Consider the following 11939-nt stretch of genomic DNA (forward strand, 5'->3'; position numbering starts at 1 on the left):
CCTATGACCAAGGCGCCGCTCGACCGGGAGGTTTCTCCATGCCGTTCGGGCGCCGCGGCCTCATCCTCGCCGTGATGGCGCTGATCGTCGCGGGGCTGTGGCTCAACTGGGGCTGGGTGGCCGCGATCGGCGCCGCCCCCCTGATCCTCGCCGTTGCGCCTTGCGCCGTCATGTGCGGGCTGGGGCTCTGCATGATGGGTGGTTCGAAGGCCTGCGCCGCCCAGAAGAGTTCGGACGCCGGTCCGGACGGCGCACGGGACTGATCCAAGCCCCACCAGAAGGACCCGATCCGATGAACACCACTTCCAACTCCGATGGCTTGCGACGCATCCGGCGCCTGCTCTGGGCGGCCGTTGCCGGATCCGCCCTGGCTTTCGGCGGCGCCGCTCTCTGGCGCGCCTTCACCCCACCCGACCTGCCGGCACCCTACGTTACGGGCGAGGCCGCGATCGTCAACGCCTATACCCTGACCGATCATGCAGGGCGCTCGGTGACGCCCGAAACGTACGAGGGGCGGTGGCAATTGGTGTTCTTCGGCTTCACATTCTGTCCCGACATCTGTCCGACCACGCTCGCCTACATGGCCAGCGTGATGGACATTCTTGGACCGCAGGCAGATCGGGTGGCGCCGATCTTCGTCACCGTCGACCCGGCGCGCGACACCGTCGAGGCGATGGCGGAGTATGTCGCCGCGTTCCATCCGCGACTGATCGGCCTCACGGGAACCGAGGCGCAGGTCGCCGAGGCGGCCGACAATTTCCGCGTCTGGTACGAGCGATCCGAGGGCGCAACCGCGCCCGACGGCTATCTGATGGCGCATTCCGGCTACATCTACCTGATGCGCCCCGACGGCGTCTTCGACTCCGTTTACCGGGAAGGCGATCAGCCGCCGGAGGGGCTCGCCGACGAGATTATCATGCGTATCGAGATCGAGAGGGACGAGAGATCCTGATGAAGCTTTTTCTTGCCGCGGCGTGGATCGCCGCATTTCCCGCAACCGCGCTGGCGGATGTTTCAGTCAGCGACCCCTGGGCGCGGGCCAGCATTCTCGCGTCCCGCCCGGGGGCGGCCTACCTCACTCTTCGCAGCGATGCGGACGACCGACTGCTGTACGCGATGACGCCGGTTGCGGATCACGTGATGATCCACGCCTCCGAGACAGATGCAGATTCAGTCACGCGCATGATCCATCTCGAGGCGCTCGATCTGGAGGCAGGACAGACGGTTCGATTTGCCCCCGGCGGGATGCATCTGATGTTGATGGGGCTCGCGGGCAAGCTCGATGAAGGCGCCTCGTTTTGGCTGACGCTGACCTTCGAGCAAGCGGGCGCGATCACCGTGGAGGTGCCCGTGCTGGGAGTTGCAGCGTCCGGACCGGGGGTGGAGCCATGAGGCTGCCTGCCCTTGTCGCCCTGCTGCTCTTCGCGGGCGCCGCACCGGCCGCCGCGCACCACCCCGGCGACCGTCTCGACGAAGTGATGGCGGAAAAGGAGCCGGCCTTCGAGCCCACGGACTCCCGCCGCATGCCGCCGCTGGCGCTCATCGGGGCGGATGGCGCCACCATCCACCTGTCGGGGCTTGCCGATCAGATCGTCGTGCTCAGCTTCCGGCCCGATGGGTGCGGCGCGCCCTGTACGGATCAGCAGACGCTTCTGCAGGAGGTTCGCGAAGCGGTGAACGTCACGCCGATGCGCGACATGGTCCAGTTCCTGACCGTGGGCGGCGACGCGGCGTCCGATCCGGACGAGGAGGCCGGGAACTGGCGTTCCGTCAATCTCGCCGACGAAACGTTGGAGGCAGCCACAGGGGCCTTCGCGGCGCTCTCCGCTCGCGGCGCGGATGCGCCCATGGTCCATGTCATCGGTCGGGGCGGGCGTCATGCCGGCATTTTCCATGGAGCGGAGTTCAGACGTATCAACCTGGTGCTCTACATCAACGGCCTGACCAACGCGCCGCCGCCTGAACCCGGACTGCTGGACCGACTGTTCAGGGCGTTCCGATGACAGCGGGGCTGGAGACCGGCGCGGCGCCGGGACGGGACTGGCTCGGTGCGTTACGCCGGTACTTTGCCTTCGCCGCCATTGCGCATCTGTTCTGGGAGTTCGCGCACCTGCCGCTCTACACGATCTGGCTCACCGGGACCCCGGGCGAACTGGTCTTTGCGGCGGTCCACTGCACGGGCGGCGACATACTGATCACGCTCAGCACGATCATGCTGTCGCTCTGCGTGTTCGGCAGCGCGGATTGGCCCCGCATTCGCTGGCACCGCGTGCTTGGGGGCGTGGTGATCTTCGGCGTCGCCTACACGATCTTCAGCGAGTGGCTGAACACCGAGCTGCGCGAGGCCTGGGCCTATCGCGAGATGATGCCGGTGATCCCAGTGATCGACGCGGGGCTGAGCCCGATCCTGCAATGGATCGTCATCCCGGTCGTCGGCTATTGCTGGGCCACCGGAGTCCGGCCGTGGCGGCGCGATTATGTGGAGGTCGCGCATGGCTGACCTGTCGCTTTTCGGAATGACTGCGGCTCTGCTGGCTGGGGCGATCTCCTTCGCATCGCCCTGCGTCCTGCCGCTGGTGCCGGGCTACGTGTCCTACATCGCCGGAAGGACGGCGACAGGCGGCGTAGCGTCCGGCCGGTCACAGACGCTTTGGCTCAGCTTCTGCTTCGTCCTCGGCTTCTCGACCATATTCATGATCCTCGGCGCGTCCGCGACGGCCCTCGGACAAGCGCTGCTGCAGTGGCGCTACGAGCTCAATCTCGTCGGCGGCGGCATCGTGATCCTGTTCGGGCTCTTCATGATCGGCGCGGCGCGGATCGGCGCCATGCAGCGGGATCTGCGCTTCCATCTCGACATTCCCGGCGGCAGGCCCGCCGCATCCTATGTGCTGGGGCTCGCCTTCGGTTTCGGCTGGACCCCGTGTATCGGCCCCATACTCGGCGCGATCCTGACCGCCAGCGCGGCGAGCGCAACGGTCGGCCAGGGCGTCGCGCTGCTCGCGATCTACTCCGTGGGACTGGGCGTGCCGTTCCTGATCGTGGCGGGTTTCACCGACAGGCTCGCCGGCCGATTGCGGGGCGTGGGGCGGATCGGGCGCCGGCTGCACCAGGGCGCGGGCGCAGTCATGGTTCTGATGGGAGTGGCGATGATGACCGGGCGGCTGAGTGCGCTGTCCTATTGGATACTTGACACCTTTCCCGTGCTTGGACGAATTGGCTGAGCAAGCATTCGGCTCGGGGTTGCTGTCTCAGCCCGACTGTTCGGGGTTGAAAGCGAGAAGCCGCAGCGCGTTCAGCGTGACAAGGACCGTCGCACCGGTATCAGCAAGGATGGCGATCCAGAGTCCGGTGATGCCGAGGATCGTCGTCACAAGAAACACCGCCTTGAGGCCGAGCGCGATCGCCACGTTCTGCCTGATGTTCACCATGGCTGCGCGAGCAAGCCGAATCTTGCCGGCCACATCGGTCACCCGATTGCGCAGGATCGCAGCGTCCGCGGTTTCGAGCGCGACATCCGTTCCCGAGCCCATGGCCACGCCAATGTGGGCGGTGGCGAGCGCAGGGGCATCGTTGATGCCGTCGCCCACCATCATGATATGGCCCGTGGCCGTCATCTCGCGGATCGCCGCGACCTTGTCTTCAGGCATCAGTTCGGCGCGATGCTCGATGCCCAGCCCAGCGGAAATGGCTGCCGCCGTGCGCCGGTTGTCGCCGGTCAGCATCACAGACGCGATGCCAAGCGCCTTGAGTTGCTGCACCGCGCGGGCGGCATCCTCCCGGGGTTCATCCCGGAGCGCAACGAGTCCGACGAGCTTGCTCCGGCGGAAGACCGCGACGACTGTCTTGCCTTCATCCTCCATGCCGACCACCGCCCTGCGCGTGCTGTCGTCCAGCACACCGCGCTCCTCGGCGAACCGTGGAGAGCCCACCCAGGCGGGTTCACCCTCAACGACGGCCTCGGCCCCTTTGCCTGGAAGCGCTTTGGCGGCGGTCGCGGACAGGGACGGAACTTGCGCAGTTTCTGCGCGGGACAGGATCGCCTCCGCCAAAGGATGGTTCGACCCCGTTTCGACGGCGGCAGCCAGCGCCAGCACCTCCCCCTCCGATCCCGAGATCGGCACCACGTCCGTGACGCGCGGCCGTCCGTGGGTCAGGGTTCCAGTCTTGTCGAATGCGACATGTGTGGTGGCCGCCGCTGCCTCGATCACGGCGCCTCCCTTCATCAGCAGCCCGCGACGCGCGCCGGAAGAAAGCGCAGAGGCGATGGAAGCCGGCACCGATATCACCAGCGCGCAGGGACAACCGATCAGGAGAAGCGCGAGCGCGCGGTAGATCCACGTGTCCCAGCCTTGCTCGAACGCGAGGGGCGGGACGATCGCCACCAGCACCGCAACTCCGACGACGGCCGGCATGTAGATGCGGCTGAAACGGTCGATGAAGCGCTCGGTCGGGGCCCGGGCGCTTTCCGCTTCCTCGACCAGACGGATGATGCGGGCAATGGTGTTGTCCTCGGCCGAATTGGTGACCCGGACACGCAGCGCCGCCTCGGAATTGATGGAGCCGGCAAAGACGGGGGCGCCAGGTTCCTTCAGCTTCGGCACGCTCTCGCCCGTGACGGCGCTCTCATCGACGCGCGAAGTGCCCTCGATGACCTCGCCGTCCGCAGGGATCCGGTCCCCCGGGCGCACGAGAACGATCTGGTCCACCTGCAGCTGGTCGGCCGGTATCACTCGTGTCCTGCCGGCGACTTCTAGAAGAGCAGTCTTCGGCACAAGGCGAGTGAGCGCCCGGATTCCGTCGCGGGCCTTGTTTGCCGCGACGCCTTCCAGAACCTCCCCGACGGCGAAGAGGAAGACGACGAGCGCCGCTTCCTCCGCAGCATTGATGACGAGCGCGCCGGTGGCGGCGATGGTCATCAGCATCTCGATTGTGAACGGCATGCCCGCTCTGGCGGACGCCACGGCGCGACGTGCGATAGGGGCGACGCCGATGAGCGTGGCGAGGACGAACGCACAAGTTGCCACGTCCTGGGAAGCGAACAGTTTCACGGCCCATGCCGCCGCGAGGAGGAGACCGGTGCCGATCACCAGTCTGCCCTTCGCGGTCTGATACCAACGCGAACCGGGACCGGGACCGCTCTCGGGCCCTGTCGATCCAGCGTCGGGCTCGAGTCCTGCGGCATCTCGCGAGCCGTCCGCACGGGACGCTTGCTCATCGTCCGGCAGCACGAAGCCTTTCCGATCGGGGCTCGATCCTTTCGTCGCGATCCCGTAGCCGAGCCGCTTGATGGTCGCCTCAACCTGGTCGCGCGGGGTCTGCGCCTCGTCCAGCGTCAGCCGGATCCGCTCGGTCATCAGCGCCACGTCGACGTCGCTCACGCCAGGCAGGCGTTCGACCGCACCCCGGACCTTGCCGGCGCACGACGCACAGTCCATCCCGGAAACCGTCCATTCGTAGGTTGCACTGTCGTTCGCCGTCATCACGCCCTTCCACCCCGCCCAGCGGGCAACATTGTATTCCCTGAGTCGGGAACCTAAGGTCTCTAGTAGCTATAGCTTCAAGAGGAAATCTGATGCTCACCATCGGAAAATTGGGCGAAGCGGCCGGCGTGAAGGTTCCGACGATCCGCTACTACGAGCAGATCGGGCTCCTGCCGGAGCCAGATCGCAGTGCCGGGAACCAGCGGCTCTATGGGCAGTCGGCACTGGATCGGCTAGCCTTCATCCGCCATGCGCGGGAGCTCGGTTTTCCGCTGGACGCTATCCGAGATCTTCTGAGTCTCTCTGACAGACCCGATCAATCCTGCGCAGCCGCCGATGTCATCGCCAGGGCGCAACTGGCCGAGGTTGAAAGCCGCCTTGCGCGCCTGACTGCGCTGAAAGCCGAACTTGAGCGCATGGTCGTGCAATGTGCAGGCGGTCGGATCGCCGATTGCCGGGTCATTGAAGTTCTGGGCGACCATTCGCTATGCGCAACCGATCACCGGCATCCGGAGAGCGAGGGAGCATCGTGAACGCACCCGGCACCCTCGCCATCTACATCGGTGCCGCTCTGGCTGAGATTGCGGGCTGCTTTGCGGTCTGGGCCTGGATGCGGCAAGGGGCGAGCGTGCTCTGGCTGGTCCCCGGCCTCCTGAGCCTGGCCGTCTTCGCTTGGCTCCTGACCCTTGCCCCCTCCGATTTCGCGGGGCGGGCCTACGCAGCTTATGGCGGGGTCTATATCGCAGCCTCGCTCCTCTGGCTGTGGCTCATCGAGCAGCAGCGCCCGGATACTTGGGACCTGACAGGTGCCGCAATCTGCCTCATCGGTGCGGCCGTCATCCTGTTGGCGCCGAGGGTGGCTGGTGGATGATCAGGGGTGCTCTCCAAGATCAAGGCAGCCGACTGCCGCTCATCGTTGCCGACATCACGATAGGGCCAATCTTTGCGGACGAACTTTAGTCCTTTCAGCGTAGCGGTCTTGCATGTCCATTCAACTCAATGCCTTAGTGCGGAGAAGTTGGATATCGGCCCTGATCCCTTCGGCATTCACTCGTCAGGTTAAAAAGCAGCAGGGTAGAAGCCGGCTTTGGAGGATCGGAAGTATTCCTTCGGAAGTTCAGAGGCCTAGTCTGGGTCTGTGCGCGCTTCGTGTGCAGTCTGCCGAATTCACCTTCCCGGCAGATAGAACTCCGTAATCCCCCGCTTCCCCTCGGCCCGCCCGAGCTGCACGATCACATCGATGGACTTGCGGATGTACTCCCGCACCTCGGCGAAGGTCAGCGGTGTCCCGGCCTGCAGCACCATAATTGCCAGCCGGTCGATAGCGAGTTCTGCGGTTTCGGCGTGGATCGTCGAAACCGACCCACCGTGACCGGTGTTGATCGCTTCGAGATAGGTCAGGGCCTCGGCACCGCGCAACTCACCGACGATAATCCGGTCGGGGCGCATGCGGAGGGAGGCCTGCAGGAGGGCGTTGGCGCTGCGTTGCGACCCAGCACCCCGGTCGGCCAGGAGGGCGACGGTGTTGGGCTGGCCGGGGAAGAGTTCGAAGGCGTCCTCGATGGTGATCAGTCGCTCGTGCTCGCTCACATGCGTCAGAAGGTGGCGAGCGAAGGTGGTCTTGCCGGTTGAGGTGCCGCCGCTGATCAGGACGTTGAGCCGGGCCTCGACCAGAGTCCGCAGCGCCGCCTCGAGGTTCTCCTCGGCGAGACTGGCGATGTTTTTCATCTTCTCGGCGCGGAGCGCATCGAGCGAGACGGCCTTGCCGAAGAGATAAGCCGGGGCGTAGTCCCGGACGCTGCCCGAGGCGAAGAGGCGGATGGTGATCGAGGCGCCGCGATCGATGGCAGGCGGCACGGCGACCTGGACCCGGAGGGGTCGACCGGCATATTCCACCTTGCCGGACACGAGCGGGTTCTTTTCAGAGACGCGCGCCTTGGCATCGCCTACGATGGTCTGGGCCATGTTGAGCGCGGTGGTCCGGTCCACGGTCTGACCTTCGTGGCGCATGGTGGCGTCGCCCGCCACTTCGAGCCAGACCTTGCCGTCCGGGTTGATCGCGATCTCGACCACGTCATCACGCCTAAGTAGGTCGCGGAACGGGTCGAGATAACGCTCGAGGTAGGACGCTGGTGAGGCCGCCTCGGTCAATAGATCACCACATCCCGATCCACGAGCACGGTGACCGCGGCCCCCTGATCGACATAGATCGTCGGCGCGATCGAGACCTGATCGGCGATGACCGATCCAACCGCGTCCTGCAGGTCGCTGCCGACATCGCCCAGGACGATGCTTGTGGTTTCGTTGTTGGCACTCTCCGCCGCCACGGCCGGTGCCGCCCCGATTACAGAGATCAGCGCCGCGCCGCCGAAGCGCTCGGCGAACTTGGTGTCGACAAGACCTGTCAGGCCCGAGCGACCGAGCTGATCTCCGCCCACGGCGGCGATTTCCATCGATGTGCCGTCCGGGGTCAGGACGCGGGTCCAGACGATCAAAATGCGCTTCTGGTGCATCTCGATCCCGGAGCGGTACTGGCCAAAAAGGCGGGAACCCCGGGGGATCAGGATCTGGTTCCCGGAAAATGCCGGAACCGGCTCGGAGACGACTGCCACGACGGATCCGGGCAGGTCGCTGTTGATGGCGGTCTGCAGCGCGGCCTGGATGACCGAGCCTTGGGTCAGAGTGCGTTCGGGATGGGTGAGACGGGCGGCCTCCTGCACCTCGAGTGGCCGCGCGCTTTGCAGGAACTGCTCATTGCCCGAAAGGACTGGCCCCCCGGTGCCTGCGGCAGCAGGATCGGACACCGCCGCGCCACTTACGCCGCCACGCGGACCGTCCGCGTAGACCACCGCTGGCGATTTGATCTGCGCGGCCAGAAGCTCCTCGGCAACCCGCTCAGCCTCGCGCTGACGCTGTTCCTCCTCCTGGCGGCGGCGCTCTTCGAGAAGGCGCTGATCGGCGATCAGCCCTTCGCGGTCGAGTTCGGCCTCAAGCCCCTCGCGCTGCGCCCGTTCGGCATCGAGCATGGCTTGAAGCCCTTCGATGCGGGTCTCGGTCTGGCGCTGCAGGTTGGCAAGCTCGGTTTCCTTTGCTGTCAGGGTCGCCTCGAGCGCCGCCTTCTGCTCGTCAAAGGCCGCGCGCAGGTCGGCGACGGCAGACTGGATTTCCGAGTTGCGGGCGGCCTGGCTGGCGGCGAGGGCCTCGCGGAGCTTGGCGATTTCGGCCAGCACCTCGGCGCTTGCCTCCGGGGCAGGGGCGGCGGGCACATCAAGCGCTTCCTCCACGGCAATCAGCGCGTCATTGACCCGTTGCTCGGTCTCGTCGGGCGGGAACTCCAGCCGCCCGCCAGTGCCGGGGCGGCGATCCTGGAAGGTCTCGACATCGGAAGTCTCAAGCGCGCTGTCACCCTCCTGCAGACCAGTGGCCAGGAAATACGCCACCCCGGCGCCGCCAAGGGCGAGGGCGGCGGCGAGGGCACCGACCCCGAGGCTGTTGCCGCGACGTTTGGATTTGCCGCGCTGGTTGAATTGATCGAGGCGGTCTTGGAGATCAGGAGGGGTTTGATCGGCCATGGTCAGTTGCTCACATAGATGGCGCTTTCGTCGCGCATCGCACAGATCGCCTCGTCCCCGATGCGCAGCGTCCAGTAGGTGTTCACCCCGAGCACCCGGACGGTGTTGCCTTGTTGGGTCCAGTTGACGGTGCGCTCACGGCCCTGGTCATCGGCCTTGAAGAGGGCGGGTTGGCGACCGTTCTCCGGGAAGACGAAATACGTATAGCGCCCGTCGTCATAGATATGGCTGGGGCGGAAGTCGCCCTCGCCAGAGACGCGGTAGTTGTAATTGCGCGGGGCCTCATAGCCTTTGGGCTGGGTGGCACCCGCCGCGCGGCGTTCCTCGTCGGGGTAGCGGAAGCGGACCTCGAAGAACATGCCAGTGCGGTTCGGGATCGAGCCCTCACGCAGATGGAAGGAATAGGTGCGGCGGTTGGTGATCACCGTCATGTTGGTGGAGGCATTGGCCACATGTGGTTTGATCGTCAGCACATTGCCGAGCTCGGGGATTGGATCGACCTGGAAGCTCTCGGTGTCGCCGACGATCACCGCCTCGAAGCGCTCGCCCGCCCCGAAATGAATCGTGGTCGAATGCCTCAGATCAGTCTCGATCCGGTAGACCTGATCCTCGTTATAGACGGCGGTGCGGATGCGGATGTCGAGCGGGCCGCCCTGGGGGGTGGCCTCGGCAAACGCGGCAACAGGAAGGGCAAGCGCCAGGAGGAGCATGGTGAGGAGCGATGGCAGGAATTTCATGGGGATCAGTTCTCCAGGGTCTCGGCGTCGACGCGGTAGGAGGTCACCACGAAGCCCAAGGGGTTGGCCCAGACGTCCTGAAGGCGCTGGCGGGTTTCAGGTTGGAAGTCGTAGCCGACGGTCGCGACGTAAGACCGGGTCACGGTGCGGGTGTCGCGGGGACGGCGCAGCGTGCGGGTGAAACGGACCTGGGCCACGCCACGCTCGATCTGGTTCACCGACTTGATCACCACCTCGATCTTGGCGTCGCGGCCATAGACGGTGATCGGGTAATCCTCATTGCTCGAGGACCAGAGATCGCGCAATGTGCGGGCGGCGTCGCCATCTGAGCGGTCGAGCACCGAGTTGATGCGTTGCTCGCCGTCGGTCAGGTCATAGGTTTCTCGATCGTCGACATAGGCCACGAGATTGGCCTGGATGATGGCATCGCTTTCGGACAGCGTCAGCGCCTGGACGGCGGCCACGCGGTCCATCTCGCCGGTCTCCTTGTCGACCACGACCACGAAGGTCTCGGTCGTTTTGAGCGGAAAGAGGCTCGCCCCCGCGACCATGCCGGCGACGCCGACCAGCACGCCCGCAGCGGCGACAAACCAGGCGAAGCGCTCGCGCTGCCTTGGCCCGTAGATGAAATCCGCCTCGAAAGCATCGCGGTCGGGCGCGGGGGAACTGGTCACAAACTTCTTCAAGTCGGTCGTCTTTCACATCAGGGTTTGCGGAAGGCCTTGGCGGCGGAGAGGAGCGCGCCCGGGCTTTGGCGGATCAGCTCACCGGACTTGACCACACCCGCATTGGCCATCTGGTTCAGCTCATGCGGGGACTTGCCGGTGACGAGGCGCGAGGTCGCGCCGGTGCCGTATTGACGCGTGTTCACGAAACCCTGCCGCGCGAGGCCGGTCAGCCCTACGGCATTCGAGGCGATGCCCACGACGCCGGTGAGGTTGGAGGCGATGTAGGGGACCGAGGCCATGATCCCGGCGCTGAGGATCAGGATGACGAGGAAAGGCAGGATGAGGCTGACGGTCTCGACATCACCCGGATCGGCGGAGGCGTCCCCGATGGCCTCGGCGATGGCGACGATGATGCCCGCGGCGCCTGCCGCGGCGACCGGCATGAGCGCATAGCCGATGGTGGCGCGGGTCCATGCCTCGAAGAGCGACTGGGTCGGTTTGAAAAGTGAGGTCACGATCATGAAGGGGGCGATCACGATCATCAGCGCGAAGACGATGCGGGCGAAGGCGATGATCCCGGCGGTGACGGCGGCGAAAACGGCGGAAAGGACGAAGAAGATCGCGCCTAGGACCGCGCCGAAGACCCAGCCCGCGCGGTCGCCGATCGTGTCGCCATAGGCGGTGATGCGGGCGACCATGTTGTCGAGGCTCTCATAGACCCCGGCCTCGTCGCCCGAGCCGGTGAGCGCGAGGATCGAGGCGCCCACGGAGTCGGGCACGCGCGTGACGATGTCATAGATGACGCTGAAATTGTCCCAGCTCTGCGCGAAGATCCCCACGAGGGCGATCTTCATGCCGAAAGCAAAGCCGGTGCCGAAGGGCAGGGGACGGAGTTGCATCACGGCGTTGATCCCGAGGAGCACGACCAGGAGCGCGGCCCCGGCAGAGATGACGTCGCCGACGGCGCCTGCCGAGGAGACAAAGCCGTCCTGCGCCACGGTATCCACCGCGGCGTCGACCTGGCTCAGGATGTCGCGAATGACCCCCATTTACTCCGCACAGGCCTCGACGATTTGCGCCTCGAGCGCGTCGGCCTGCGCGTAGAGCTCGAGCACCTTGAAGGGCAGGCGTGGGTTGTCAGAGGTCTGGAACCGGGGCAGGGCGTCAAGCGCCTGATCCCAGGAAAAGTCGTCCAGCAGGCAGGTGCAGGTTTCCGAGGCGAGGGCCTCTTCGGCGATCAGGATCCGCAGGATCGCGCGGTAGCCGTTGCGCAGGTAGGCGGTGTCGGCAAGATCGGAGGGCGGTTTCGGGACACGGCAAGCATCCTCCGCGTCCCGCGCGATGGCCATCGAGTTGAAGGGCGTGTCACCGGACGGCTCCGTGCTCGGAGTCTGGGCCAGTGCGGCACAGGGCAGGGCGCCGATAATAAGCGCTGCGAGACCAAGGGATCGAATGTCTGGGATATTGAGAAGCGTCGTCATT

15 protein-coding genes are annotated in these 11939 nt (G+C 65.8%); 8 read left to right on the top strand and 7 right to left on the bottom strand.

The genetic code is table 11. The features are described from left to right. The first annotated feature begins 38 nt into the window (after positions 1-38). The 6 genes from ACN0SW_RS13550 to ACN0SW_RS13575 are packed head-to-tail and all read left to right on the top strand — an operon-like array spanning position 39 to position 3221. Complete coding sequence (locus tag ACN0SW_RS13550; protein ID WP_417728462.1) at positions 39-263, top strand: hypothetical protein; 225 nt, start codon at positions 39-41, stop codon at positions 261-263. Between the two features lie 29 nt (positions 264-292). Further along, positions 293-952 (top strand): SCO family protein, encoded by a 660-nt coding sequence (locus ACN0SW_RS13555; protein ID WP_417728463.1) that lies wholly within the window; start codon positions 293-295, stop codon positions 950-952. Continuing rightward, positions 952-1392 carry a copper chaperone PCu(A)C gene (locus tag ACN0SW_RS13560; RefSeq protein ID WP_417728464.1) on the top strand — a complete coding sequence of 147 codons (441 nt, stop codon included), beginning with the start codon at positions 952-954 and terminating at the stop codon, positions 1390-1392. The genes ACN0SW_RS13555 and ACN0SW_RS13560 overlap by 1 nt, the downstream gene beginning before the upstream one ends. Further along, positions 1389-2003 (top strand): peroxiredoxin family protein, encoded by a 615-nt coding sequence (locus tag ACN0SW_RS13565; protein WP_417728465.1) that lies wholly within the window; start codon positions 1389-1391, stop codon positions 2001-2003. The genes ACN0SW_RS13560 and ACN0SW_RS13565 overlap by 4 nt, the downstream gene beginning before the upstream one ends. Continuing rightward, a complete protein-coding gene (locus ACN0SW_RS13570; protein ID WP_417728466.1) occupies positions 2000-2500 on the top strand; it encodes a hypothetical protein in 501 nt (166 codons plus the stop codon). Before ACN0SW_RS13565 ends, ACN0SW_RS13570 begins: the two co-directional genes overlap by 4 nt. After that, entirely contained in the window at positions 2493-3221 is a 729-nt protein-coding gene (locus tag ACN0SW_RS13575; protein WP_417728467.1) for a cytochrome c biogenesis CcdA family protein, read from the top strand. The genes ACN0SW_RS13570 and ACN0SW_RS13575 overlap by 8 nt, the downstream gene beginning before the upstream one ends. Positions 3222-3248: 27 nt before the next feature. On the opposite strand, the gene ACN0SW_RS13580 is transcribed toward ACN0SW_RS13575, so the two are convergent. Beyond that, positions 3249-5480, bottom strand: a complete 2232-nt coding sequence (locus tag ACN0SW_RS13580; protein ID WP_417728468.1) for a heavy metal translocating P-type ATPase — start codon at positions 5478-5480, stop codon at positions 3249-3251. A 92-nt stretch (positions 5481-5572) separates the two neighbouring features. Here ACN0SW_RS13580 and ACN0SW_RS13585 point away from each other — a divergent pair, with 92 nt between their 5' ends. Then, positions 5573-6013, top strand: a complete 441-nt coding sequence (locus tag ACN0SW_RS13585; RefSeq protein WP_417728469.1) for a MerR family transcriptional regulator — start codon at positions 5573-5575, stop codon at positions 6011-6013. After that, on the top strand, positions 6010-6351 hold the full coding sequence (locus tag ACN0SW_RS13590) for a YnfA family protein (protein ID WP_417728470.1): 342 nt from the start codon (positions 6010-6012) through the stop codon (positions 6349-6351). Before ACN0SW_RS13585 ends, ACN0SW_RS13590 begins: the two co-directional genes overlap by 4 nt. Positions 6352-6647: 296 nt before the next feature. Here the strand turns inward: ACN0SW_RS13590 and virB11 are convergent, their stop codons facing one another. From virB11 to ACN0SW_RS13620, 6 genes are read right to left on the bottom strand one after another with little or no spacing between them, the layout of a single operon-like run. Next, positions 6648-7631 carry a P-type DNA transfer ATPase VirB11 gene (virB11, locus tag ACN0SW_RS13595; protein ID WP_417728471.1) on the bottom strand — a complete coding sequence of 328 codons (984 nt, stop codon included), beginning with the start codon at positions 7629-7631 and terminating at the stop codon, positions 6648-6650. Continuing rightward, positions 7628-9052, bottom strand: coding sequence for a TrbI/VirB10 family protein (locus tag ACN0SW_RS13600; RefSeq protein ID WP_417728472.1), 1425 nt, complete (start codon positions 9050-9052; stop codon positions 7628-7630). Before ACN0SW_RS13600 ends, virB11 begins: the two co-directional genes overlap by 4 nt. A 2-nt stretch (positions 9053-9054) precedes the next feature. Further along, entirely contained in the window at positions 9055-9789 is a 735-nt protein-coding gene (locus ACN0SW_RS13605; protein WP_417728473.1) for a TrbG/VirB9 family P-type conjugative transfer protein, read from the bottom strand. Between the two features lie 5 nt (positions 9790-9794). Next, positions 9795-10475 (bottom strand): virB8 family protein, encoded by a 681-nt coding sequence (locus tag ACN0SW_RS13610; RefSeq protein WP_417728474.1) that lies wholly within the window; start codon positions 10473-10475, stop codon positions 9795-9797. Positions 10476-10492: 17 nt separating this feature from the next. Next, complete coding sequence (locus tag ACN0SW_RS13615; RefSeq protein WP_417728475.1) at positions 10493-11506, bottom strand: type IV secretion system protein; 1014 nt, start codon at positions 11504-11506, stop codon at positions 10493-10495. Beyond that, the gene (locus tag ACN0SW_RS13620) at positions 11507-11938 is read right to left on the bottom strand and encodes a hypothetical protein (RefSeq protein ID WP_417728476.1); all 432 of its coding nucleotides are present in this window, start codon (positions 11936-11938) and stop codon (positions 11507-11509) included. Position 11939: the final 1 nt, after the last annotated feature.

The sequence above is a fragment of the Roseovarius sp. genome, assembly GCF_048262375.1.
In the GTDB taxonomy this organism is placed as follows: Bacteria; Pseudomonadota; Alphaproteobacteria; order Rhodobacterales; family Rhodobacteraceae; genus Roseovarius.